At 70.4% G+C, this 23,988-nt stretch carries 28 protein-coding genes; 13 read left to right on the top strand and 15 right to left on the bottom strand.

All coding sequences use genetic code 11. The features are described from left to right. Positions 1–80 precede the first annotated feature (80 nt). The 5 genes from BMH31_RS00135 to BMH31_RS00115 are packed head-to-tail and all read right to left on the bottom strand — an operon-like array spanning position 81 to position 4,121. Positions 81–602, bottom strand: a complete 522-nt coding sequence (locus BMH31_RS00135; protein WP_143469768.1) for a GNAT family N-acetyltransferase — start codon at positions 600–602, stop codon at positions 81–83. Then, complete coding sequence (locus tag BMH31_RS00130) at positions 599–1,636, bottom strand: LLM class flavin-dependent oxidoreductase (protein ID WP_099723895.1); 1,038 nt, start codon at positions 1,634–1,636, stop codon at positions 599–601. The genes BMH31_RS00135 and BMH31_RS00130 overlap by 4 nt, the downstream gene beginning before the upstream one ends. A gap of 53 nt (positions 1,637–1,689) precedes the next feature. After that, positions 1,690–2,451, bottom strand: coding sequence for an amino acid ABC transporter ATP-binding protein (locus BMH31_RS00125; protein WP_099723894.1), 762 nt, complete (start codon positions 2,449–2,451; stop codon positions 1,690–1,692). Then, complete coding sequence (locus tag BMH31_RS00120) at positions 2,448–3,245, bottom strand: amino acid ABC transporter permease (RefSeq protein WP_099723893.1); 798 nt, start codon at positions 3,243–3,245, stop codon at positions 2,448–2,450. The genes BMH31_RS00125 and BMH31_RS00120 overlap by 4 nt, the downstream gene beginning before the upstream one ends. Before the next feature lie 9 nt (positions 3,246–3,254). Then, entirely contained in the window at positions 3,255–4,121 is an 867-nt protein-coding gene (locus tag BMH31_RS00115; RefSeq protein WP_099723892.1) for a transporter substrate-binding domain-containing protein, read from the bottom strand. 181 nt (positions 4,122–4,302) lie between these two features. On the opposite strand from BMH31_RS00115, the gene aspS reads away from it, so the two are divergent. Further along, entirely contained in the window at positions 4,303–5,646 is a 1,344-nt protein-coding gene (gene aspS / locus BMH31_RS00110) for an aspartate--tRNA(Asn) ligase (protein WP_241898047.1), read from the top strand. A 117-nt stretch (positions 5,647–5,763) separates the two neighbouring features. Here the strand turns inward: aspS and BMH31_RS15615 are convergent, their stop codons facing one another. Next, positions 5,764–6,471: a class I SAM-dependent methyltransferase gene (locus BMH31_RS15615; RefSeq protein WP_099723890.1), complete on the bottom strand. Its 708-nt coding sequence runs from the start codon at positions 6,469–6,471 to the stop codon at positions 5,764–5,766. Beyond that, complete coding sequence (locus BMH31_RS15610; RefSeq protein ID WP_099723889.1) at positions 6,468–7,466, bottom strand: NAD(P)/FAD-dependent oxidoreductase; 999 nt, start codon at positions 7,464–7,466, stop codon at positions 6,468–6,470. Before BMH31_RS15610 ends, BMH31_RS15615 begins: the two co-directional genes overlap by 4 nt. 81 nt (positions 7,467–7,547) lie before the next feature. Here BMH31_RS15610 and BMH31_RS00095 point away from each other — a divergent pair, with 81 nt between their 5' ends. Next, entirely contained in the window at positions 7,548–8,126 is a 579-nt protein-coding gene (locus tag BMH31_RS00095; protein WP_099723888.1) for an XRE family transcriptional regulator, read from the top strand. Positions 8,127–8,141: 15 nt separating this feature from the next. Here the strand turns inward: BMH31_RS00095 and BMH31_RS00090 are convergent, their stop codons facing one another. Further along, a complete protein-coding gene (locus BMH31_RS00090) occupies positions 8,142–8,651 on the bottom strand; it encodes a VOC family protein (RefSeq protein WP_099724000.1) in 510 nt (169 codons plus the stop codon). A 121-nt stretch (positions 8,652–8,772) separates the two neighbouring features. Here BMH31_RS00090 and BMH31_RS00085 point away from each other — a divergent pair, with 121 nt between their 5' ends. Next, positions 8,773–9,594, top strand: a complete 822-nt coding sequence (locus tag BMH31_RS00085; protein ID WP_099723887.1) for a helix-turn-helix domain-containing protein — start codon at positions 8,773–8,775, stop codon at positions 9,592–9,594. 14 nt (positions 9,595–9,608) lie between these two features. Here BMH31_RS00085 and BMH31_RS00080 read toward each other — a convergent pair whose 3' ends face one another. From BMH31_RS00080 to BMH31_RS00060, 5 genes are all read right to left on the bottom strand, one after another. Further along, the gene (locus tag BMH31_RS00080) at positions 9,609–11,411 is read right to left on the bottom strand and encodes a cell wall-binding repeat-containing protein (RefSeq protein ID WP_099747343.1); all 1,803 of its coding nucleotides are present in this window, start codon (positions 11,409–11,411) and stop codon (positions 9,609–9,611) included. A 118-nt stretch (positions 11,412–11,529) separates the two neighbouring features. Next, positions 11,530–11,832 carry a Dabb family protein gene (locus BMH31_RS00075; RefSeq protein ID WP_099723885.1) on the bottom strand — a complete coding sequence of 101 codons (303 nt, stop codon included), beginning with the start codon at positions 11,830–11,832 and terminating at the stop codon, positions 11,530–11,532. 57 nt (positions 11,833–11,889) lie between these two features. After that, positions 11,890–12,186 (bottom strand): glutaredoxin family protein, encoded by a 297-nt coding sequence (locus tag BMH31_RS00070; RefSeq protein ID WP_099723884.1) that lies wholly within the window; start codon positions 12,184–12,186, stop codon positions 11,890–11,892. 128 nt (positions 12,187–12,314) lie between these two features. Then, positions 12,315–12,413: an AURKAIP1/COX24 domain-containing protein gene (locus tag BMH31_RS00065; protein WP_005504750.1), complete on the bottom strand. Its 99-nt coding sequence runs from the start codon at positions 12,411–12,413 to the stop codon at positions 12,315–12,317. A 106-nt stretch (positions 12,414–12,519) separates the two neighbouring features. Then, on the bottom strand, positions 12,520–12,975 hold the full coding sequence (locus BMH31_RS00060) for a metalloregulator ArsR/SmtB family transcription factor (protein ID WP_099723883.1): 456 nt from the start codon (positions 12,973–12,975) through the stop codon (positions 12,520–12,522). A gap of 159 nt (positions 12,976–13,134) precedes the next feature. Between BMH31_RS00060 and BMH31_RS00055 the strand changes: the two genes are divergently transcribed. Both BMH31_RS00055 and BMH31_RS00050 read left to right on the top strand, forming a co-directional pair. Further along, complete coding sequence (locus BMH31_RS00055) at positions 13,135–14,508, top strand: potassium transporter TrkG (protein ID WP_199069918.1); 1,374 nt, start codon at positions 13,135–13,137, stop codon at positions 14,506–14,508. Next, on the top strand, positions 14,501–15,166 hold the full coding sequence (locus tag BMH31_RS00050) for a TrkA family potassium uptake protein (protein ID WP_199068322.1): 666 nt from the start codon (positions 14,501–14,503) through the stop codon (positions 15,164–15,166). The genes BMH31_RS00055 and BMH31_RS00050 overlap by 8 nt, the downstream gene beginning before the upstream one ends. Before the next feature lie 7 nt (positions 15,167–15,173). Here BMH31_RS00050 and proC read toward each other — a convergent pair whose 3' ends face one another. After that, positions 15,174–16,037: a pyrroline-5-carboxylate reductase gene (proC, locus tag BMH31_RS00045; protein WP_099723880.1), complete on the bottom strand. Its 864-nt coding sequence runs from the start codon at positions 16,035–16,037 to the stop codon at positions 15,174–15,176. 104 nt (positions 16,038–16,141) lie between these two features. On the opposite strand from proC, the gene BMH31_RS00040 reads away from it, so the two are divergent. The 5 genes from BMH31_RS00040 (at position 16,142) to BMH31_RS00020 (ending at position 21,386) form a co-directional block, all read left to right on the top strand. Continuing rightward, entirely contained in the window at positions 16,142–17,104 is a 963-nt protein-coding gene (locus BMH31_RS00040; protein ID WP_099723879.1) for a cation diffusion facilitator family transporter, read from the top strand. A gap of 188 nt (positions 17,105–17,292) precedes the next feature. Further along, positions 17,293–18,435, top strand: a complete 1,143-nt coding sequence (locus BMH31_RS00035; protein ID WP_241898046.1) for an ABC transporter substrate-binding protein — start codon at positions 17,293–17,295, stop codon at positions 18,433–18,435. Between the two features lie 143 nt (positions 18,436–18,578). Then, entirely contained in the window at positions 18,579–19,424 is an 846-nt protein-coding gene (locus tag BMH31_RS00030; protein ID WP_099723878.1) for an ABC transporter permease, read from the top strand. Continuing rightward, positions 19,421–20,317 (top strand): ABC transporter permease subunit, encoded by an 897-nt coding sequence (locus BMH31_RS00025; RefSeq protein WP_099723998.1) that lies wholly within the window; start codon positions 19,421–19,423, stop codon positions 20,315–20,317. The genes BMH31_RS00030 and BMH31_RS00025 overlap by 4 nt, the downstream gene beginning before the upstream one ends. Beyond that, positions 20,307–21,386: an ABC transporter ATP-binding protein gene (locus BMH31_RS00020; RefSeq protein ID WP_099723877.1), complete on the top strand. Its 1,080-nt coding sequence runs from the start codon at positions 20,307–20,309 to the stop codon at positions 21,384–21,386. The genes BMH31_RS00025 and BMH31_RS00020 overlap by 11 nt, the downstream gene beginning before the upstream one ends. 30 nt (positions 21,387–21,416) lie before the next feature. Here the strand turns inward: BMH31_RS00020 and BMH31_RS00015 are convergent, their stop codons facing one another. Next, positions 21,417–21,851, bottom strand: a complete 435-nt coding sequence (locus BMH31_RS00015; protein WP_099723997.1) for a nucleoside deaminase — start codon at positions 21,849–21,851, stop codon at positions 21,417–21,419. 97 nt (positions 21,852–21,948) lie between these two features. Between BMH31_RS00015 and upp the strand changes: the two genes are divergently transcribed. The 3 genes from upp to BMH31_RS15790 all read left to right on the top strand — a co-directional run bounded on the left by upp (position 21,949) and on the right by BMH31_RS15790 (position 23,973). Further along, a complete protein-coding gene (gene upp, locus BMH31_RS00010; RefSeq protein ID WP_099723876.1) occupies positions 21,949–22,584 on the top strand; it encodes a uracil phosphoribosyltransferase in 636 nt (211 codons plus the stop codon). Positions 22,585–22,965: 381 nt separating this feature from the next. After that, positions 22,966–23,691 (top strand): winged helix-turn-helix domain-containing protein, encoded by a 726-nt coding sequence (locus tag BMH31_RS00005; protein WP_099723875.1) that lies wholly within the window; start codon positions 22,966–22,968, stop codon positions 23,689–23,691. A gap of 156 nt (positions 23,692–23,847) precedes the next feature. After that, positions 23,848–23,973 carry a hypothetical protein gene (locus tag BMH31_RS15790; RefSeq protein ID WP_256382370.1) on the top strand — a complete coding sequence of 42 codons (126 nt, stop codon included), beginning with the start codon at positions 23,848–23,850 and terminating at the stop codon, positions 23,971–23,973. Positions 23,974–23,988 lie beyond the last annotated feature (15 nt).

Genomic DNA, 23,988 nt, shown 5'->3' with positions numbered 1-23,988 from the left:
AGCCGAGCAGCCCGCCCGGCGAAGCCGCGCAGCCGGGCAGCCGGGCCGCCGGCCACCGGGTGGCCGGACGGCCGACCGCCTCAGTCCAGGTCGTCGAGGCGCTGGGCGTAGGTGAAGAGCTCGAGCACGCGCACGCCGTCGATCCAGAGTCCGTCGCGCTCGGGTGCGCGCTCGAAGCCGAGCGTTTCGTAGAGGCGGTGGGCGCCGCGCATGTTCGGCGCCGTCTTGAGCACCACGGCGCTGAAGCCCTGCGTCCGAGCCTCCGCGAGGACGTGCCGCATGAGCGCGGCGGCGATCCCGCGCCTGCGGGCCCGCACCGCGACGCCGAGCAGGCGCAGGTCGAGCTCGTCGGCGGCCACGTCCTCGTGCAGCGGCGGCCCGCCCGCCCGCCGCGTGGTGACGCTGCCGAGCAGATCGCCGTGCTCGTCGGTCGCGACCCAGACGTCGAACGACTCGGCTCGCACGGCGGAACGGTGCATCGGATCGTCGTCGTGCTCGTCCTCGCCGTAGTCGTGCGCGTACGCGGCGTCGATGAGCCGGTCGATCTCCGCGTACTCGGTCGGCAGCGCCGCCCGGATCCGGGTCTCGCTCCCCGCGGTCATGCGCCGGCGCGGGCGTTCGCGGGGGTCCACCCGAGCGCGGGGCCGATGCGCGTCGCGAGCTGGTGCAGGATCTGCTTCCAGTCGGCCAGCTCGAACTCGAACGGCAGCTCGAACAGGTAGTCGTCGGCGGCTTGGAACGCGATGTCGGTTCGGATGAACTCGACGATCTCGTCGAGGGAGCCGAGCACGTCCTTCGCGATGATCGTGTTGCGACCGTGCACCTGTTCGGTGCGCGGGTTGCGGCCCTCGGCGTACTCGCGGTACTTCCGCTCCTGCTCGGGCGTCGCGCCGTCGGTCGGCACGATGACGCGCGCGACGGTGGCCCGCGCGGCATCGCCCGCGGGGTGGGCCGCGCGGAACGCGTCGATCTGGTTGCGCTGCGCCTGCGCGAAGTCGGTCACGCCGTTCTCGGCGGAGCTGATGTTGCTGACGAGCCAGTTGAGCCCCGCGGATCCGGCCCACTCGGCCGAACGGAGCGAACCTCCCCCATACCAGAGGCGGTCCGAGAGGCCCGGGCTGTGCGGCTCGACGCGGTCGGAGTCGAAGTCGCCGCCGATCCCGTTGTACTCGGGCACCTCGCGCACGGGATCCCCCGCGAGCAGGCTGCGCAACCGCTCGATGCGTCCGTAACCGTAGTCCTCGTCGCGCCAGCCGGTGTCGTGCACGAGGTCGTTCGCGGCGTCGTCGTAGGCCGGCGGGTGCACGCTGAGGCCGGGCAGCGCGCGTCCGCCCGAGATCACGTCGACGGTCGCGAGGTCCTCCGCGAGGCGGAACGGATTCTCGAAGCCCACGGGGATCACGGCGTTGCCGAGGCCGATCCGCTCCGTGCGCTGCGAGATGGCGCCGAACAGCACCGCGGGCGACGAGACGCCGTGCTGCAGGTGCCGGGTGCGGGTCCAGCCGCTGTCGAGCCCGAGCTCCTCCGCGTAGCGGAACAGCTCGATGGCGTCGTCGAAGCCCGCACGCGGGTTGTCTCGATTGAACGGGACGAGGTGGATGAATCCGAGATGGCGCAGGGGGCGCGGATCGGTCATGGGAGTCTCCTTCTGCTTCTGCAATGCGGGCGGGATCGGCGCGGTCGGCGCGGTCAGATCTGGTAGTCGGGGGTGCCGAGCGCGAGGTGGTACTCGCGGAGGAACGCGCGGGTGCGGCTGCCGACGTCCGCACCGAAGAACGCATCGGGCGACGCGTCCTCGATGACATCCCCGCCGTCGAAGAACAGCACCCGCTGCGCCACCTGCCGGACGAAGTGCATCTCGTGCGAGACGATCACCATCGTCTGGCCGTCGGCCGCGATCCCGCGGATGGTGGAGAGCACTTCGCCGACGAGCTCGGGATCGAGAGCCGAGGTCGGTTCGTCGAGCAGCAGCACGCTGGGCTCCATCGCGAGCGCGCGGGCGATGCCCACGCGCTGCTGCTGGCCGCCCGAGAGCTGAGCCGGATAGTGCGCGGCGTGGCTCGCGAGGCCGACGCGGTCGAGGTGCTCGAGCGCCCGCTGCTCGGCCGTCCGCCGGTCGAGTCCGCGGATCACCCGCAGCCCCTCGGCGACGTTCTCGAGCGCGGTCTTGCGCGAGAAGAGGTGGAACTGCTGGAACACCATCGCCGTGCGCCTGCGGAGCTCGAGGATCTCGGAGCGCTTCGCCGTCGCGGCGTCGACCGTCAGGTCTCCGACCGTGATCCGCCCCGAATCCGGGTGCTCGAGGAAGTCGATGCAGCGCAGCAGCGTCGACTTCCCCGCCCCCGAGGGGCCCACCACGGCGGTCACCGTCCCCGGTTCGAAGCGCAGGGTCACGCCGTCGAGGATCGTGCGATCCCCGAAGGACTTGCGGACGGCGTCGAGCGCGATCATGCGGGCACCTCCGCGGTCTTCGGGTCGAGCGCGGCGGGGCGGGCGCCCGACGGGCGATCAGGGCCGGCGGCCGCGCCGCGCCCCCGCTTCGGACGCGGGATCGGACGCTGCATGCGCCGCTCGACGACGCGGGTCCCCTGCTCGATCACGACGGTGAGCCCCCAGTAGATGATGGCCGTCGCGAGGTAGGCCTCGAAGTAGTGGTAATCGCGTCCGCCGAGGATCTTGGCGTACGCGGTCACCTCGATCACCGAGACCACGAACGCGAGCGACGACTGCTTCAGCATGCCGATGAACTGGCTGACGAGCGTCGGGAACGCGACCACGCTGGCGTTCGGGATCGTGATCCGGCTGAGCGTCTGCCACGGGGTCATCCCGAGCGACTGGGCGGCCTCGATCTCACGGCGGTCGACCGAGAGCAGCGCCGCGCGGATCGTCTCCGAGGCGTACGCCGCCTCGGCGAAGGCGAAGGTGATGGCCGCGACGAGGAACGGCGAGAGCGCGAGCGCATCGAAGTTCGTCCCGGCCGCCTGGTTGATCAGCAGCACCGCGATGGGCACCGCGTTCACGTTGAGCAGCAGCTGCACGAGCACCGGGGTGCCGCGCAGGTACGACACGATGATCGCGTTCAGCTGGCTCAGCACCGGGATCCGGCTCATCTTGATGAGCGCCATGACCAGCCCGATCACCGTGCCGAGCAGCGTGGCGACCACGCTGAGCGCCAGGGTGATCGGGATGTAGGGCAGCAGACCGACGGCGTACTTGCCGACCGCCCCGAAGTCGATGATGGTCACGCGCGGCGGCTACTGCTTGGGCACGGAGTAGTCGGTTCCGAAGAACTTCTCGCTGAGCTGCTTCAGCGTGCCGTCCTTCGCGAGACCGGCGAGCGCGGTGTTGATCTCCTGCTCGACGTGCTCGCGGTTCGGGGTCTGCCGCGAGATCGCGAAGGCGGAGCGCAGGTTCGTCCCGAACTCCTCGGTCAGGTACGCGCCGTCGATCGGGATGAACTTCAGCTTCAGTTCGGGCTTCTTGCCGTAGCCGTCGAACACGACCTGCTCGTTGAACTCGAAGTCCACGTTGCCTGCGGCGAGGTTGTTGTACTGCGATTGCAGGTCGAGCTCGGTGTACTCGATATCGATCTTCTTGCCGGGGTTCTTCTCGTTGTAGCTCTCGAGGATCTTCGTGAAGTTGAGCCCGGGCTCGCCGTAGACCTTCTTGCCGGCGAGATCGGCGAGCGAGTCGACCTTCGAGATGCTCGAGTCCTGCTTCACGACAATGCCGAACTGCGCCTCGATGTAGGGGTCGCTGAAGTCGTACTTCTTCTTGCGCTCCTCGTTCGCCGAGAGATTGTTCGCGACGATGTTGAAGCGCCCGGAGTCGAGGCCCGCGAACAGGGCGGGGAATTCGGCCACCTGGAAGTCGAAGGAGAGATCGGCGACCTTCTTGTCGACCGCCCGGAGGATCTCGATGTCGTAGCCGGTCAGCTTGTCGCTGTCGTCGAGGTACGTGTAGGGCTTGGGGCTCGCGCCCGTCGCGACCACGATCTTCTGGACCTCGCCGTCCTTCGGCTCCCCGCTGCTCGCACCGGCCGCGCCCGAGCAGGCGGTGGCGCCGAGGCCGACGACGAGGAGAGCGCCGAGGAAGGCGGCGGAGCGGGCGGAGCGCGTCATGAGCGGGGTCCTTTCGTGGGTGACAGGCCAACGTTAGGAACCGAACACTGTTCCATCCAAGTTATGTTTCGCATTCTTACCAGTTATGTCAAAGTGACACTCGGAGACGCCGCGCGCACCCGCGCCCCGACCCCCGGGAACCCCGCACGACGCCGCTTCGCACCGCGACTAGACTGGCCGGGTGACTGAGCGTGTATTGATCAAGGATCTCGCCGCCCGCGAGGACGGCCCCGTACGTGTTTCCGGCTGGGTCGAGAAGGTGCGCGACCAGCGGTACGTGCAGTTCGTCGTGCTCCGCGACGAGAGCGGCGCGGTGCAGCTGGTGAACGGCGGCGTGCTGCGCGAGCCCGACCCCGAGAACCCGCGCTCCGACATCCTGGTCCCGCGCACGACCACCATCTCCGAGCTGACGCAGGGCACCTTCGTGACCGTCGAGGGCGAGCTGCAGCACAACGAGCGCGTGAAGCTCGGCGGCGTGGAGATCCAGATCGAGACCATCGAGGTCGTCACCGCGGCGCTGCCCGACAACCCGATCGCGGCCGACTCGGGCATCGACGTGCGCCTCGACTGGCGCTTCCTCGACCTGCGCCGCCCCGAGCAGAACCTCGTGTTCCGCATCCAGACCACGTTCCTGCACGCGCTCCGCAACGTGTGGGTCGACCGCGGCTTCATCGAGATCCAGACCCCGAAGCTCATGGCCTCGGCTTCCGAATCCCGCGCCGAGCTGTTCGAGGTCGAGTACTTCGAGGGCAAGGCGTTCCTGGCGCAGAGCCCGCAGTTCTTCAAGCAGATGGCCCAGGCCGCGGGCTTCGGCGGCATCTTCGAGGTCGGCCCGGCGTTCCGCGCGGATCACTCGTTCACCTCGCGCCACGCGACCGAGTTCACCTCGATCGACACCGAGCTCAGCTGGATCGACTCCCACGAGGACGTCATGGAGCTGCACGAGGAGCTCATCGTCGCGGGCCTCTCCGCGGTCAAGGAGAAGCACGGCGAGGAGATCCAGAAGCTCTTCGGCATCGAGCTCGAGGTTCCCGCCCGCCCGTTCCCGCGCATCCCCCTCGCCGAGGCGAAGGAGATCGTGAAGGCGGAGGGCTACGAGGTGCCGCGCGCCGACGCCGACATGGACCCGGAGGGCGAGCGCCGCATCGCCGCGCACGTCAAGCAGAAGTACGGCCACGACTTCGTGTTCCTCACCGACTACGACGTGTCGATCCGCCCGTTCTACCACATGCGCAACAGCGAGAACCCGCAGCTGACCAACAGCTACGACCTGGTCTATCGCGGCACCGAGATCTCGACGGGTGCGCAGCGCGAGCACCGCATCGAGGTGCTCGAGGCGCAGGCCGTCGAGAAGGGCATGGATCCCGCCGAGCTCGGCTTCTACCTCGACTTCTTCCGCTACGGCGTCCCGCCGCACGGCGGCTTCGGCATGGGCCTGAACCGCGTGCTCATGCTGATGCTGCAGCAGTCGTCGATCCGCGAGGTCACGTACCTCTTCCGCGGCCCGAACCGCCTGCTGCCCTAGCCCGCAGCGCGCGATCGAAGAACGGGTCGAGGCCCGCTCCGCTGATGCGGGGCGGGCCTCGACCCGTTCCGGCTCCGTCTCGGTCTCGGCATTCGAGCTCTGCTTCGGCACCGAACCCTAGCGGCGGCGCAGCACCACCACGGTGTCGTCGAGCGTCGCCGGTTCTCCATCCGGCCCGGTGATGGCCCGAGTGCGTACCTCGGCGGTCACGGTGCCCCAGTCATCCGGGGCCGGATCCAGCATCGCGAGCTCGGATGCGGGCGACGGGAAGTCGCCACCGTGACCCGGGGCCCACGAGGGCGCCGCCGCGTGCGAGACGAGCACCAGGTGCCCGCCGGTGGCCACACGGCCCGCTGCCGCCCGCAGGATCCGATCCCGCGGCAGCTCGACCGGCGACTGGAAGAAGCTCGCCGTCACGAGGTCGAAGCCGCGAGCCTCCCCGCCGTCGATCCCGGCCGGGTCGCCGGCCCATTCCCCCAGGTCGGCGACGACGAACCGTGCGCGATCGACACCGAGTCCGGCCTCGACCGCGGCGGCCTCGGCCCGCGCGACGGCGGTCGGCGACAGCTCGATCCCTACGGCCCGCCACCCGCGAGAGGCGAGCCAGCGCACATCACCGCCCTCGCCGCAGCCCAGGTCGAGCGCAGTTCCCGGCGCGAGATCGCCGACCGCTGCGGCGAGCGTCGCGTTGACGCGCCCCGACCAGATGGGCTCGGCGCCCGAGTAGCGGCGCTCCCAGAACGCGATGGGAGCCTCGCCGCTCTCGCCGCTCGCGGCACCGGTCTCGGTTCCCGGGCCACGCCCGTGGGCGTGCGGTGCACTCATCGCAGCACCGCAGTCTCGGCGGCCCGCGCGAAGTCGGCCTCGGCCAGGGCGAGGTTGACCCCGGCACCGGCCATGCTGCCCGCGGCGACCGCGAGGGGGACCGCCCCCGACGGGTTGGTCACGTTGCCGGCCGCCCAGACGCGGGGATGGCTCGTCTGCCCGAGCGGGTTCACCGCGAGGAAGCTCCCGAACGGGGCATCCGCCCGGTCGAGCGCGAGCCCCGCGAGCGGCTCGTCGTTCGGCCGCACCACCCCGAACGTGAAGAGCGCATCGATCAGGTGCATCTGGCCGTCGGCAGTGCGCACCGAGCGCAGCACGCCGTCCTCGTCGCTCACGACCTCGGCCGCCGGGCTGTCGACCAGGTGGATGCTGCGCGCACGGAGCTCGGCGAGCACCGGCTCGGAGAGCTCGCCGATGTCGGCCGTGAACACCGTCAGCTCGTCGGTCCACTGCCGCAGCAGCTGCACCTGGTGCAGGCTCATGGGCGAGGTCGCGAGCACGGCGATCCGCTCGCCGCGCACCTCCCAGCCGTGGCAGTAGGGGCAGTGCGCGACGCCGCGCCCCCACTGCTCGACGAGGCCGGGGACCTCGGGCAGCACGTCCGTGACGCCCGAGGCGAGGATCACCGCACGCGTGCCGATGCTCCGGCCGTCCTCGAGCTCGACGACCAATCGGGTCTCGCCCGCACCCGGGCGGTCCGGTCCGCCTGCACCGTCGGACGCCTCGTCCGTGCGGGGTTCCCGCACAGCGCGCACGCCGACCTCTTCGATCCGCACACCGTACCCGGCCGCCTCGCGCCGGCCGATCTCGAGCAGATCCCCGGGGTCGATCCCGTCGTGTCCGAGCACGTTGTGCATGCGATCCGCGAAGCGGTTGCGGGGCGTTCCGGTGTCGAGCACGAGCACGCCGCGGCGGGCACGGCCGAGGGATTGCGCGGCGCTGAGGCCCGCGGCCCCTCCGCCGATGATGATGGTTTCGATCCACTCTGCTGTCATGCATCCAGAGTTGCCGGAGCATCCAGTTTCTGCAATCATATTTGCGAAAGCAGCAAAGACATTCACCTCCGAGGAGGCTCCATGCCCGAACTCGACCGGCTCGGCCCTCGTCTGCGCGCCGCGCGTCAGGCCCGCGAATGGACCCTCGAGGAGCTCGCCGGGCGGGCGCAGATGTCGCCCAGCACGCTCTCCCGGCTCGAATCGGGCAAGCGCCAGGCCAGCCTCGAGCTCCTGCTCCCGCTCACCCGGCAGCTGGGGATCCGCATCGACGATCTGCTCGACCCGCAGGATCGCGATCCCAGGGTGCGTCGCCCATCGGTGCAGCGGGACGGCATGACGATCGCTCCGCTCACCCGCGAGGAGTCCGAGGTCCGTGCGTTCAAGATCACCTACCACCCCGACGCACCCCGGATGACGCCCCGCACGCACGACGGCCACGAGTGGTTGTACGTGCTCTCCGGCAGGCTCCGGCTGCTGCTCGGCGATCAGGAGCTCGTGCTCGAACGCGGCGAGGCCGCCGAGTTCGACACGCGCACCCCGCACGCGATGCGCGCCGAGGGCGACCGTCCGGCCGAGACCATCAGCCTGCTCAACACGAGCGGCGAGCGCCTGCACCTGCACGCACCCGCCGCGGCGGCCGAAGCCGCCGAAGCCGAGTAGGGAGCCACGCGGCCACTACTCGGCTTCGAACGAGCCCGCCCAATCGCGCACCCGCTGCACGCTCTCCTCCTCGGAGAGGTCCTCGACACGGGTCATGATCGACCAGCGCACGCCGAACGGATCGCGGATGCTCGCGAACCGGTCCCCCGTGACGAAGTGCGCGGCCGGCTCGCGCACCACCGCACCGGCCGCCACCGCACGCTCCACCACCGCGTCCACGTCGGGCACGTAGAGCGCGATCGAATAGCAGACGTCGTCCTCGCCCTCCGGCGGGGCGACCAGGTGGTAATCCGGCATCGGCACGCCGAGCTGCAGTCGGCCGTTGCCGAAGTCGAGATCGGCGTGCGCGAGGACCCCGCCGAACTCGGTGGTGTCGACGATGCGCGCACCGAACACGTCGCGGTAGAAGGTGAGCGCCTCGCCGGCGCGCGGGATCGCGAGGAAGGGCGTGAGCGAGGTCACGCCGTGGGGGATGCCGTTCGTCGTGTGGGATCCGGTCACAGCTCGGGTGGGTTCTTCAGTCATGGCGCCAGCGTAGGCCCGGTACCGCGCGCCGCACTTGAACATTCGCGCCAGATCCCGCGACACTGGGAACCGGTCGCCGAACGGCGCCGCGGCCCTCGGCCGGACACTCCCTCGGAGCAGCATGACCGGACGCGACGACGAGCGCGGGACGCTGTTCCCGTCGAGGCTTCCCGAGTTCCACCGAGTGCCGGCGCCGCCCGCCGCGGCCTACGCGGTGCGCTGGATCTGGATCCCCCAGTGGGATCTCGCCCCCGGAGAGGAATCCCGGCAGGAGATACTGCCGTTCCCCGCGGGCAACCTGGTCATCGAGTCCGAGGGGTCGATGCTCGTCGGCCCGCCCACCCGCCGCTCGGAGCGCGTGCTCCGCGGTCGGGGCTGGGCGGTGGGCGCGCTGCTCAGGCCCGCGGCGCAGCCGGCGCTGCTCGGGAGCCCATCGGAGCTCCGCGACCGCGCGATCCCCCTCACCGCGCCGGGGGCGGAGGAACTGCGCGATCGGGTCGACCGCGCGATGACGGCGCCGGCGGCGGACGGCACCGCGCGTCGCGCTGCGGCCGCGGCGCTCCTCATCGAGTGGATCACCGACCGCGTCCCCGCCCCCGCGCGGGGCTCGGACGCCGCCCTCGCGAATCGCCTCGCGGCACTCGTCGAGGATCCGTCGCTCACGCGCGTCGAGCAGCTCGCCGAGCGGATGCACGTCTCGGTGCGGAGTCTGCAGCGCCTCGCGGATCGGTTCCTGGGCGTTCCGCCCCTCGCCCTGATCCGCCGCCGACGCCTGCAGGAAGCGGCGCAGCGGCTGCGGGACGACCCGGAGGTCAGGATCGCCGACCTCGCGACCGAGCTCGGCTACGCCGACCACGCCCACTTCACGGGCGACTTCGTCGCGGTGCTGGGCCGCACCCCGAGCGACTACCGACGCGCGGCCGCGGACGCCGAACCGGGCTGAGCGACGGCCTCGGCTCAGGGCACGAGGTACTGCTTCAGCTGCGCCTGCACGCCGGACCCGACCGCGCCCGTTCCGCCGAGCACCGCGATGCGCTGCGGCTGGAGCCGCGACAGCTCCGAGCCGATCGTCGACGGGATCGCTCCCTGCCGCACGAGCAGGATCGGGCCGCCCTGCGCCGCGGCCACCGCTGCCCCGGCGAGCGCGTCCGGGAAGTTCATGCCGTCCGCGACATACGCGATCGGGACGCCCGGTTCCACCGTCGACTCCGAGATCGCGACCGAGGTTCCGAAGCGGTCGGGGCCGTCGATCCGCACCACTCCATCGCTCGCGTACCGTCGCAGCTGGGACTCGACCGTACGGCTCACCGCTCCGGTCCCACCCAGCACGACGATCCGCTCCGGCCGCAGGCGAGCGAGTTCGGTCTTCACCGCCGCCGGGATCGTCCCCGGTGGCACGAGCAGCACGGGAGCGCCTGCTGCGCCGGCCGCGGCCGCACCCGCGAGCGCGTCGGGAAAGTTCATGCCGCTCGCCACATAGACTTCGGGAACATCGGTCCCGCTGGTCTTCCGCGAGATGGTCGCTGCCGTCTGGTAGCGATCCGCACCCGCCATGCGTCGCACGGCGTAGTCGGCGTACTGCTCCAGCTCGACCTGCACGGAGACGCTGACCGCGCCGGCGCCGCCGAGCACGATGATGTCGTTGGGTCGCAGCCGGGAGAGCTCCGTGCGCACCGACGCGGGGATCGAGCCCGACCGCACGAGCAGCACCGGTGCCCCCTCGGCGCCGGCCGCCGCCGCACCGGCGAGCGCATCGGGGAACGCGTTCCCGTCCGCGATGTACACGGTGGAAGCCCCGAACGGGTAGGCCGCCCGCGAGATCGCCGCCGAGGTGTCGAAGCGGTCCGCTCCGGAGAAGCGCTTGACCGCGAGGTTCGCGGCGGTCACGACCGGCCTGCCCGGGAATCCGAGATCGACCCCGGTGCGGTTCTGCGCCGCAGCGAGCGCGACGGGCTTGGCGGATCCCAGCTGCGATGCCCCGCCGAGCCAGGCCGTCCGTTCGGGGTCCTTCGCGTTCGGCTGCTGCTCGAGGAGGCCGACCGTGTAGGTGCCGTTCCGCAGCATCGGCAGTGCGTAGGCGCGCGAGGACAGCGGCCCCTCGGCCACCATCCCCATGTCGAGCTGGATCCAGCGGCCGTCCGCCTTCGTGTAGACGAACGGAGCGACGTCGGCATCGAAGGAGTCCCGCAGCCCGAACGCGGTGCCCGAGATCTGCGCATCGGGCACCGCCATCGCGGCGTCCCAGGCGGTGTCGGCCGCGTCGGCGACCGACACGGTCACCGTGCCGTCCGCCGCCGTCAGCAACTGGGTGAACCAACCCTGCTCGCAGCCGCACGTGCCCGCGGCGATGAGGACGTACTCCCCCGGGTCGACCCCCGAGAACGCGTACCCGCCGTCCGCCTCGATCGGTGACATGTCCAGGTAGGACGTGCCGTCGCTGGAGGCCAGGACCACGGCGGAGAAGCCATCGGGATCGAGCACCCCCGCGGGGACGTCGATCCTGCCGTGGAGCGTCGCGGCCCCCGCGGGGAGCGCGGCGGGGCGCTCCACGAGCTTGCGTTCGCGGGAGCGTTGCAGCTGCTCGGCCGGGGTCAGGTCCCCCCGGTGCTCGCGCGCACCGGAAGCGGATGCCTCCGCCGCCCGGGTCTCCGGCGCCGGCGCGTCATCGGCGAGCGCCGGGGACGCGGCGACGGCCCCCGAGACGATGAGAGCGGCGCCCAGCGCCAGGCCGATGAGTCTGCGGATCGGTCGCACGGGCACCGTTGCCTCCTGGGTCGTCGCACGCGCCGGTCGCGCACTCGACCCACACTAGTGGAGGATTCAACTATTTCGGGCCGACCGTTCCAGCGCGGTTCGGGCCGCGACCCGAACCGCTGGTTCAGACGGTGAAGTCGCTCGCGGCGCGGGCCGCGGTGATCTGCTTCATCAGCGCGACCACGGGGAGGTGCTCGGGATGACCGGCGTACACGGCCAGCCCATCGGCGTCGTCGAAGTCGGCGATGAGGGTGACGTCGAAGTTGTCGCCGTCGAAGAGCTCGTTGCGGCGCACATCGAGCGCACGGACCGTCGGAACGCTCTCGCGCAGCGGCTCGATCGCGGCGATCGCGCGAGCGGCCTGCTCATCGCGCTCCTCGCGGGTCTCGCCGTTCAGCTTCCAGCTCACCACATGGCGCAGGGTCATTCGAGTTCTCCTCGGTTCGGGATCGGTGGTTCGGTCTTCGAGGCGGTCGAGCGGGGCTCAGCGCCGGAACAGCACCAGCCTCGGGCCGTTCGCCGCACGCTCGATCGCGGCGGTCAGCTTCGCCGGATCAACGCGCCAGATCGCCACCCGGCGGCCGTTCACGAGCACGACGGGGATGTCCTCGGAGTGCCGCCTCGCCAGTCCGGGATCCTGCAGGATGTCGAGCTCCTCAAGCTCCGTGGCGATCCCCCGCTCCGCGGTCTCGGACCGCACAGTCTCGACCACCGCTCGCGCGTCGTCGCACAGGTGGCATCCGGGCTTGCTCAGCAGTCGGATCGAGACGGGATTCGGCACTCAGCCAGTGTAGATCCTGCGACTCGTCCCTCGCGCAGGATGACGGGACGATGCGGCCGAGACGCAAGAAAGGCGCCGGGCTGAGCCCGACGCCTTTCGCCGATCGTGCGCCCCGTGGCGCGCGTCGACTACTTCTTGTTGCGACGCTGGTGACGAGTCTTCCGAAGCAGCTTGCGGTGCTTCTTCTTCGACATGCGCTTGCGGCGCTTCTTGATTACTGAACCCATCGGTACCTCACAACGTCTCAGGGTCGCATCGGGTCGATGGCCCACAAAACACACATCATAACATCGGCGCGCCGCATGAAGCCAACCGAGGGCCGCGGCTCTGCGCTCAGCCGCGCAGTCGGAAGCGCGCGACGAGCTCCTTCACCTGGTGCTCCGCCTTGGCCGCGACACGGCCGATCCCCTCGGCGGCAGCCGCCACGCCCTCGGGCAGCACCTCCTCGTCCGAGTCCGGGCCGGGAACCGGCTCCCCCGATTCCGACAGGTACTCGACCGACACCTCGGTCTCGAAGCCGGCCGAGAGGAAGGGGATCACGAAGTCCTCGATCATCTCGAGCGGCTCGGGGTCCAGCGAGTAGAAGCGGTGCTGCCCCTCCTCGCGCACGGTGACCAGCTCGGAGTCCCGCAGCACCTTCAGATGCTTGGAGACCGTGGGCTGGCTGATCTCGAGCCGGGCGACGATCTCGGAGACGCTGATCTCCGTACCCTCCAGATGCCGCTCGAGCAGGATCTGCAGGATGTCGCGCCGGGTCGCGTCGGCGATGACTCCGAAAATGTCAGGCATAGCCACCAGGGTAGCCCGCCAGGTGTGTAGCATGACAACCGCGAACTCCGGGGCCGCTGCACCGGGGCCTCGGGCGAATCGGAAGAAGGAGACGTGAGGGCACAGCGCACCATGCGCAGGACGTCCGCTCCGCTGGCGCAGAAGTCCTGGATCCAGAGCATGATCCAGTCGTCGCCGGCGCGCTTCGCGATTCTGGTCTTCTCCGCGCTGATCCTGCTCTGGACCGCGCTCCTCTCGCTGCCGATCTCTTCGGCCGCCGGCACCATCACCCCGCTCGCCGACGCCATGTTCACCGCGGTCTCGGCGATCTGCGTGACCGGCCTCTCGACCGTCGACATGGCGAGCCACTGGTCGATCTTCGGCGATCTCGTGATCCTCGCCGGCATCCAGATCGGCGGCATCGGCGTGCTCACGCTCGCCAGCATCCTCGGCCTCACCGTCACCCGACGCCTGGGCCTGCGCCAGCGCCTGCTCGCCGCGACCGACACGAATCCCATGCGCACGGGCCGCGGCGTCAGCGAGAGCCAGGCGGTCGGCCTCGGAGACATCGGTGGCCTGCTCGGCGCCGTCGCGATCAGCCTCCTCGTGATCGAAGCCGCCCTGACCCTGATGATCGCGCCCCGCCTGCTGCTCGAGGGGTACTCGCTGCCGCACGCCCTCGGCAACGGCTTCTACCTCGCGGCATCGGCGTTCACGAACACCGGGTTCGTGCCGCTCCCGGGCGGCCTCGCCCCGTACGAGACGGACGGCTACCTGCTGTCGGTGCTCGCCATCGGCGTGTTCCTCGGCAGCATCGGTTTCCCCGTCATCTTCGCGCTCTACCGCTACCTGGCCGGCGGCGGCTGGCGCGCGCACAAGCGCCTCGGCCTGCACGCCAAGCTCACGCTCACCACCACCATCGCGTTCGTGATCCTCGGCTGGCTCGCCATCGCCGGCCTCGAGTGGAACAACCCGTCGACGTTCGGTTCGCAGAACCTGGGGCAGACGCTGTTCAGCGCCGGATACATGTCGGTCATGACCAGATCGGGCGGCCTCGGGATCGTCGATCCGCTCGATATGCACGGCTCGACCCTGCTCGTCATGGACATGCTCATGTTCGTCGGCGGCGGCTCCGCCTCGACCGCCGGCGGCATCAAGGTGACCACCATCGCGGTGCTGTTCCTCGCCGCGTACGCCGAAGCCCGCGGCTACCAGGACATGCAGGCGTTCGGTCGGCGAATCCCGAACGAGGTGCTGCGCGTCGCCGTCTCGATCGTCATCTGGGGCGCGACCATCGTCGCCATCGCCTCGATCACGATCATGCACATGACCGGCCAACCGCTCGACATCGTGCTGTTCGAGGTGATCTCCGCGTTCGGCACCTGCGGGCTCTCGACCGACCTCTCGGCGAACCTGCCGGATGCCGGCAAGTACGTGCTCGCCGCGACGATGTGGGCGGGCCGCGTCGGCACCGTCACTCTCGCGGCCGCGGTCGCGGCGACCAGCCGCTCCCGCATGTTCCGCCTCCCCGAAGAAAGGCCGATCGTTGGTTGATATCCGCAGCGATGCCCCCGTGCTGGTGATCGGACTCGGACGCTTCGGCGCCGCGACCGCGGGCCAGCTCGACCGCCAGGACCGCGAGGTGCTCGTGGTCGACACCGACGCCACCCTGGTGCAGAAGTGGGCAGACCGCGTCACCCACGCCGTGCAGACCGATGCGCGGTCCATCGAGGCGCTCCGCCAGATCGGCGCGGACGAGTTCCAGATCGCGGTCGTCGCCGTCGGATCCTCGATCGAGGCCAGCGTGCTCATCGCCGCAAACCTCGTGGATCTCGGGGTGCCGCAGATCTGGGCGAAGGCGATCTCGTTCTCGCACGGCAAGATCCTCGAGCGCATCGGCGTGCACCACGTCATCTATCCCGAGCGGGAAGCCGGCGAGCGCGTCGCGCACCTGCTGAGCGGCAGCATGCTCGACTTCATCCAGTTCGACGACGATTTCGTGCTGGTGAAGATGTATCCGCCGCGCTCGATCCGCGGGCTCGACCTCGAATCGAGCGGCGTGCGCTCCCGCTACCGGGTCACGGTGGTCGGCGTGAAGACGCCGGGCCAGCCGTTCACCTACGCGACGCCGAGCACCGTGGTGTCGTCGCACGACCTGATCATCGTGTCGGGGACCGCGGCGGACGTGGAGCGCTTCGCCGCGATCGCGTAGTCGCGGATCAGCCTGCCGCGAGCTCCTCGGAGCGGCGGATGTTCGCGGCGAGCGCGCGGTCGAAGAGATCGGCCCAGCCGCCCGACTGCAGCACGAGCACGGCCTGCTCCGTGGTGCCCTTGGGGCTCGTGACGCGGCGGCGCAGCTCGGCCGGATCCTCACCGGAGGATTCGAGCAGCGCCGCAGCGCCCGCGACGGTGCCCTCCGCGAGGAGCTTCGCCGCGTCGTCGTCGAAGCCGAGCCGCTTCGCCGCGGCGGCGAACTCCTCTACGAACAGGAAGAGATAGGCGGGGCCCGATCCCGAGACGGCGGCGACGGCGTTGATCCGGTCCTCGTCGACCACGAGCACCCGTCCGACGGTCTCGAACACCGCGCGCACCGCGTCCATGACCTCGGCGTCGGCGGCCGCGCCGCCCGCGATGCCGGTGACGCCCTTGCCGACCACCGACGGGGTGTTGGGCATGGCGCGCACGACCGGGTTCGCGGCGGGCACGAGCGCCTCCATGCTCGCGATCGTGGTTCCAGCGGCGACGCTGACGACGATCGCGCCGGGGTCGAGGTCCTCCGCGATCTCGCGCAGCACGTCATGGATCATCCACGGCTTGACCGCGAGGATCACGATGCGCGCTCCGCGCACCGCGATCCGGTTCGCATCCGGCTCGGTCTCGCTCGCGAGCGCGCGCACATCGTCGGCGCCGTCGAACGCCGCTGCGCTGGCCGCGGATCGAGTGGTGACGGTGATGGGGCCATCGAGGCGCACCTCGGGCGCGCGCAGGCCCTCGAGGATCGCGCCGCCCATCGATCCCACTCCGAGGAGGACGGTTCGCGGAAGACGCACGGCAGAAGTATTCGAGTCGCTCACGCCGCCCATCCTAGGATGGATGCACCGCTCCGGCACGGGGCGGACGGAGTCGACGGTCGCTGCCCAGCGCGCGGACGCGGGTCCGGTGGAGTCATGGTGAAGGGGACCCGGCGATGAGCGCGACCGGCGGCAACAAGGCGATCATCGCGGCATTCCTCGCGAATCTCGGGATCGCCGTCACCAAGTTCATCGCTTGGGCGTTCTCGGGCTCCTCCTCGATGCTCGCCGAGGGCGTGCACTCCCTCGCCGACTCCGGCAACCAGCTCCTCCTGCTGCTCGGCGGACGCCGTGCCAAGCAGCGCCCCGACAAGGAGCACCCGTTCGGCTACGGCCGGGTGCGCTTCGTCTACGCGTTCGTGGTCGCGATCGTGCTGTTCTCGGTCGGCGGCGTGTTCTCGGTGTACGAGGGCATCTCGAAGATCCGGGAACCGCACCCGCTCGAGGTCTGGTGGCTCCCGCTCCTCGTGCTCGTCATCGCGATCGGACTCGAGGGCTTCTCGCTGCGCACTGCGATCGCCGAGAGCCGCCCGCACAAGGGGACGGCCAGCTGGATCTCGTTCATCCGACGCTCGAAGGCGCCCGAGCTGCCGATCGTGCTGCTCGAGGATCTCGCCGCGCTCACCGGCCTCGTCATCGCCCTGTTCGGCGTCGGGCTCACCGCGCTCACCGGCAACGGGCTCTTCGACGGCATCGCGACGATCCTCATCGGCGTGCTCCTCATCGCGGTCGCGGTCATCGTGGGCATCGAGGTGAAGAGCCTGCTCGTCGGCGAGGGCGCGAGCGACGACGACGTGGCGAAGATCGAGCAGGCCCTGCTCGCGAACTCCGAGGTCGAGCGCATCATCCACATGAAGACCCTCTACCTCGGCCCCGACGAGTTCATGGTGGGTGCCAAGATCGGCGTCGCCGCCGAACGCACCATGCGCGAGGTCTCGGTGATCGTGAACCTTGCCGAGCGCCGGATCCGCGAGGCCGTGCCCGCGGCCCGCATCATCTACATCGAGCCCGACGTCTATCTCGATCCCAACACGGTGCAGCCCACCACGGGCTCCATCGTCATGCTGTCGAGCGACTGAGGCACCCCGAACGTTCCCCACGACGCGCTGAGACCGCACCGAGCGGTCACCTTCCCGTAACCCGGGCTTCGTACTCCGGCTACTCGCCGAACGTAGCTTGAGATCCCGGGCCCGGCATCGCCGACCGACCCGGCATCGCCGGATCGAACCCGCCAGGGTGGCCCCTCTGGTGATGGAAGGAACTCCACGTGAACTCACGCGCGATGCTGCGAACGGTCGCCCTCAGCGCGACGGCAGCGCTCATCCTCGGCGGCACGCTCGTCGGCTGCTCGTCGTCCGACTCGGGTTCGGACGCGAAGGGCGGCTCGGTCGACGCCGCGAAGGCGACCAGCGCGGCCGACTTCGGCGGGATCGACGGCCTCGTGAAGGCCGCCAAGAAGGAGGGCCAGCTCAACGTCATCGCCCTCCCCGAGGACTGGGCCAACTACGGCAAGATCATCAAGGGCTTCGAGGACAAGTACGGGATCACCGTGAACTCGGCCTCCCCCGACGCGTCGAGCGCCGAGGAGATCCAGGCGGCCGATAATCTCAAGGGCCAGGACACCGCGCCCGACGTCTTCGACCTCGGCGCCGCCGTCGCACTCGCGAACACCGCGAAGTTCGCGCCCTACCAGGTCGAGAAGTGGGACGAGATCCCCGATGCCAACAAGGAGAAGACCGGCCTCTGGGTCAACAACTACTCCGGCATCATGTCGATCGGCTACGACTCGGCCAAGGTGCCCGAGCCCAAGAAGCTCGACGACCTGCTCGACGCCAAGTACAAGGGCGCGGTCGCGCTCAACGGCGATCCGACGCAGGCCGGCGCCGCGTTCGCCGCGGTGGGCCTCATCGCGGCGCAGAACGGCGGCGGAGTGAAGGACTTCGGCCCGGGCGTCGACTTCGTCGGGAAGCTCAAGCAGGCCGGCAACTTCCTCACCGTCGACCCGACCCCCGCGACCATCGCCTCGGGCGAGACCCCGGTCGTCTTCGACTGGTCGTTCAACAACGTCGCGGCGGCCACGGGCAAGCCGAGCTGGAAGACCACCGTTCTTCCCGGCGCCGCCTACGTCTCGTTCTACAACGAGGCCATCAGCAAGGACGCCCCGAACCCCGCCGCGGCGCGCCTGTGGCAGGAGTGGATCTTCTCGGACGAGGCGCAGGCCCTCTACCTCGAGGCGAACGCGGTCCCGGTGCGCGTCGAGGCGCTGAAGAAGGCCGGCTCGGCCGACGAGAAGCTCATCGAGCAGGCGACCTTCGGAACCCAGTCGAGCGACTGGATCTCGCCCGACGCCGCGCAGGTCGAGGCCGCCAACAAGGTGCTCGCCGACCGCTGGGCCGCGGCGGTCAAGTAGTCGCGGATCCTGCGACTCGTTCCTCGCGCAGGATGACGGGCGTATTCGTTCGTCATCCTGCGCGAAGCCGCTCGTTCGTCATCCTGCGCGAGCCTGCGAGTCGCAGGATCTCCGCCCCCACCCCACCGACCCGACGGACCCCCATGAAACGACTGCTCCCCGCCCTCGGCCTCGCTCCGTTCGGCGCATACATCCTGCTCTTCCTCGCGGTTCCCACGCTGCTCGCGGTCGCGAGCGGTTTCAGCACCACGCAGGGTTTCTCCCTCGCCAGCCTCTCGGTGCTGGTGCACCCGGACACCCTGCAGGCCTTCGGCGCGAGCGTCTGGGTCAGCGCGCTCACCGCCGGCGTCGGCGCGGCCGTCGGCGCCGTGCTCTGCTGGGCGCTCGCCGCGCTCCCCGAGGGCGGCGCGATCCGCCGCGTGATCGACTCCGCGAGCTCGGTGCTCGCGCAGTTCGGCGGCGTCATGCTCGCCTTCGCGTTCATCGCCACGATCGGCATCCAGGGCGTCATCACGGTGCTACTGAAGGACCACCTCGGCGTGAACATCTTCGAGGAGGGCGTCTGGCTCTACGAGCTGCCCGGCCTGATCCTCCCCTATCTCTACTTCCAGGTACCGCTCATGGTGATCACCTTCCTGCCCGCGGTCGCAGCGCTGCGCCCGGGCTGGGCCGAGGCGGTGGCCACCCTCGGCGGCTCCAGCTGGAGCTACTGGACCCGCGTGGGTCTGCCCGTGCTCGCCCCCGCGTTCCTCGGCTCCCTGCTGCTCCTGTTCGCGAACGCGTTCTCCTCGTACGCGACCGCCGCCGCCCTCATCAGCCAGGGATCGCAGATCGTGCCCCTCCAGATCCGTGCCGCTCTGATCGGCGAGACCGGAGGCACGACGGCGTCGACCGCGGGAGTGCTCGCCCTCGGCATGATCATCGTCATGACCGCGGTCATGCTCGCCTACGGCCGGCTGATGGCCCGTGCCGCGAGGTGGCAGCGATGAGCGCCCGCGTCCCGGGGCGCCCCTCGAAGGGGCTCGCCATCACCGTCGTCACGGTGATCGGCCTCGTGTTCCTGATCCCGCTCGGCGCCATGGTCGAGTTCACCCTGCGCCAGACCTCCGGCGGCTACGGGCTCGAGCACTGGGCGGCTCTCCTCGACCCCGAGAAATCGCGCGGTTACCGGATCCTGTTCCAGGGCCTCGGCAACTCGGTGCTGCTCGCCGTGATCACGCTCGGGATCGTTCTCGTGCTGTTCTTCCCGACGATCGTGCTCGTGCATCTCCGCTTCCCGAAGCTGGAGCGCGCGCTCGACCTGCTCACGGTGCTGCCGATCGCGATCCCGGCGATCGTGCTCGTCGTAGGCTTCGCGCCGATCTACCGCAGCATCGGTCAGGTGTTCGGATCCGGTGTCTGGACCCTCGCGTTCGCCTACGGAGTGCTCGTGCTCCCGTTCGCCTACCGCGCGATCGTCTCCGACCTGCAGGGCATGGACGCGCGGGTCCGCGCCGAGGCCGCGCGATCGCTCGGCGCCGGCTGGGGCACCGTGCTCGCCCGGGTGATCGCGCCCGGCGTACGCCGCGGTCTGCTCGCCGCGTCGCTGCTGACCGTCGCGATCGTGCTCGGCGAGTTCACCGTGTCGTCGCTGCTCAACCGCACCACCCTGCAGACCGCCCTGCTGCAGATCTCCAAATCGGATCCCTTCGTAGCCGTGATCGTGTCGCTGCTCTCGCTCGTCGGCGCCTTCGTCGTGCTGCTGCTCGTCAGCGCCACCGGCTCGGCCCGTCGCAGCGGTCGCCGCGCCCGTCGGGCGGCGTCCCCCGCGCTGCCCGCGCCCGCCGTCACCGGATCCGCCACCGCACCCGCCCCGTCGAAAGAGTCCCCCAGTGTCCGCTGATCCCCGCGCCGCCTCCTCAGGCTCGCCCGTCCGCCTCGAGTCCGTCACCAAGTCCTACGGCTCGACCACGGTGCTCCACGGCGTCGACCTGTCGCTCGCGCCCGGAGAGCTCATCTGCCTCCTCGGCCCGTCCGGCTGCGGCAAGACCACCGCGCTGCGCTGCATCGCGGGCCTTGAACAGGTGTCGGGCGGACGCATCACCATCGGCTCCGACGACGTCACGGATGTTCCCGTCAACCGTCGCGACGTCGGCATGGTGTTCCAGCAGTACTCGCTGTTCCCCCACCTCTCGGTCGCGCGCAACGTCGAGTTCGGACTGCAGATGCGCCGCATCTCGAAGCCGGAGCGCACCGCGCGCATCGGCGAGATGCTCGAGATCGTCGGGCTCGAACACCTCGCCGAGCGGTTCCCGCACGAGCTCTCGGGCGGCCAGCAGCAGCGCGTCGCGCTCGCCCGCGCGCTCGTCACCCGCCCCCGCGCGCTCCTGCTCGACGAGCCGCTGTCGGCGCTCGACGCGAAGGTGCGCGTACGCCTGCGCGAGCAGATCCGCGCGATCCAGACCGAGCTCGGCATCACGACCGTGTTCGTCACCCACGACCAGGAGGAGGCGCTCGCCGTCTCGGACCGGGTCGCCGTGATGGAGGGCGGCCGGATCGCCCAGCTCGGCACGCCCGAGGAGCTCTACCGCCGTCCGGTCTCGCCGTTCGTCGCCGATTTCGTCGGCCTGTCGAACCGCGTCGACGGCCGGCTCGACGGCGGTGTGGTGCGCGTGCACGGCGCCGGCATCCCGGTGCTCGAGGCACCGCAGCTCACCGGCGTCGGCGCCGAGGTCACGGCCTACGTCCGCCCCGAGCACGTCCGGCTGGAACCGGTGACCGAGCGGATCGACCCGCTCGACGCCGTCGTGGTCTCGAGCGGGTTCCTCGGCTCGATCCGCCGCACGGTCGTACAGCTCGCGGACGGGGCGACCCTCGCTTCGCAGCACGGTGCCGACACCGTGCTGCGCCCGGGCGACTCGGTGCGGGTGACGTTCGCGCCCGAAGCCGTGACGGTGGCTCCTCGGAGCTAGCGTCCGGCTGCGGCACGGGTCCGGGATCGGCTACCGGCGCTGCTCGAAGAAGTCGCGCAGCAGCTCGGCGGCCTCGTCGGCGCGCACGCCGGCGACCACTTCGGGCACCGCGTGCGGCAGCCGGCCGTCGCGGAGCAGGTCGTAGACGCTGCCGACCGCGCCGGCCTTCTCGTCCCAGGCGCCGAACACGACGCGGGGGATCCGGGCTGCGAGGATCGTCGCCGCGCACATGACGCAGGGCTCGAGAGTGACGACGAGCGTGCACCCGTCGAGCACGCGATCGCCGATGCCGGCCGCCGCTGCGCGGATCGCGAGCACCTCGGCGTGCGCCGTGGGGTCCGGCACCGCCTCGCGCGCGTTGCGGCCGGTCCCCACCACGGCGCCGGCCGCGTCGACGACGATCGCGCCGACGGGGATCTCGCCCTCGGCGGACGCCCGTCGTGCTTCGGCCAGGGCGAGCCCCATGAGCCGCAGCTCCTCGGCGGTCGGGGGAATCGGCGCGGCCGATGCAGTGCTCGGCATCCCACTCCCCTCGCAGCTCCGCGCCCTCTAGAATCGAGGTATGCGCGTCGTCGTTGCGGATCACCCGCTCATCACTCACAAGCTTACGGTTCTCCGCGACGAGCGGACCCCGCAGCCCACCTTCCGGCTCCTCATCGAGGAGCTCATGACCCTGCTCGCGTACGAGGCGACCCGCGAGGTCCGGGTCGAGCCCGTCGAGATCACGACCCCGGTCACCACGACCACCGGCGTGCGTCTGAGCGAGCCCCTGCCGCTCATCGTCCCGATCCTGCGGGCGGGCCTCGGCATGCTCGAGGGCATGGTCAAGCTCGTCCCGACCGCCGAGGTCGGATTCCTCGGCATGGCTCGCAACGAGGAGACGCTGCAGCCCACCACCTATGCCGAGCGACTGCCCGAGTCGCTCGCGGGGCGCCAGTGCTTCGTGCTCGACCCGATGCTCGCCACGGGCGGCTCGCTCGCGGCGGCCATCAAGTTCCTCTTCGATCGCGGCGCCGACGACGTGACCGCGATCTGCGTGCTCGGAACCCCCGAGGGCGTCGAGGCGATCCGCGAGGCCGCCGGCGACCGCAAGGTGACGCTCGTGCTCGGGGCGCTCGACGAGGGCCTCAACGACCGCGCGTACATCGTCCCCGGCCTCGGCGACGCGGGTGACCGCCTCTACGGAACCGCCGATTAATCCAGGTCACGCACCACTTTCGCCCCGTGCCGAGCATTCCGCTTGACACGGGGCGAAATACTTTGCTTAACTTTGCGTTATGACCGCAACCACGCGAACCCAGTCCGCCTTCGAGGTGAACTTTGGGCTGAACGGCATGATGATGTGCCGCCGTGGTGTCATGCGCTGTCGAATGTGCATCTAACAAACCGGTAGCCCGCACCGAGAGGTTCCGCGCAGAGGCGCGAACCCGCAGGTGCCCACGCACGCCGCCCCGATCGGGAGCAGGCTGCATCCCCTCCGGCGAGATCCGCTTCCGCTCTGGATCCGCCGCACCGCTCGTCACCGACGAGGCACGTTCCGCCGAACCGCGTTCGGCGCACCGCAAGGACGCACATCATCATGACCACGCTCACCGCTCCCGCTCGCACCGCTTCGACCGCCCAGGACCTGCGCGCCGCCCGCCCCGACCTCGCACCGCGAGGCGCCGAGCCGCAGGCCGCCCCGGCCCGTCGGGTCCCCGAGGGCACCGAGGTCCGCGGCTTCGCACTCTACGTCGGTCTGTCGGAGGACAAGATCGCCGCGGGCGACCCCGCGCTCGGCACCATCGTCGCGCAGATCAAGCACCTCGTCGCGCAGCTCTCGCCGGCGGCCGAGACCTACGCCGCCGTGGCGCTGGCGCCCGAGGGCGCCGGTGGCCGCGACGTCGACGTCGTCCGCCTCGCGCTCGGCGACCCCGCCGCCATCGCCCGGCAGAAGAAGGACGAGCCCGTCGACGAGGATCGCGCCGCCAGCGGCGTGACGATCGACCTCACCCGCAAGCGGGTGCTGCTCGACAACGTCGCCGCTCCCCTCACCTTCCGCGAGTTCGAACTGCTCCAGTACTTCGTGCTCCGCGAGGGACGCACCGTCAGCCGCGAGGAGATCATCACGACGCTCTGGGCCGACGCCCCCGAGAGCGAGATCCCGAACGAGCGCACTATCGACGTGCACGTGCGCCGCCTGCGGGTGAAGCTCGCCCAGTACCAGGACATCGTGCGCACCGTACGCGGCATCGGCTACCGCTTCGATCGCCACGCCGACGTCTCGATCCTGCACACCTCGGCGCCGAGCCCCGACCTGTTCTGATCGCCCCGGCGAGATCCCCTCGGCCCCGCAGAGCCGACCCGACGGGTCACGATCTGCTGCCAATCAGACGAATTCTCGGTGCTGCTCTCCCGTTTCGGCGCAAGCAGGAGTAGCGTCGGGGAGCACATAGCAAGCACCCAAGTTGAGGAGACTCACATGACCACGCTGCCTCCCGAGGCCAACGACGGCCAGCAGGGCCCCGATAACGGCTCCGGCGCCGCAGTCCCTCCCCCCGCCGGTGCACCGGTCCCGCCGCTTCCGCGTCTCGCACTGTCGCGCTGACACCCGTCTTACTGC

The organism is Leucobacter sp. OLIS6 (genome assembly GCF_002752355.1).
Classification (GTDB): domain Bacteria; phylum Actinomycetota; class Actinomycetes; order Actinomycetales; family Microbacteriaceae; genus Leucobacter.
Note: the sequence above shows the minus strand (reverse complement) of the source record. Positions and strands in the feature narration are given on the sequence as shown.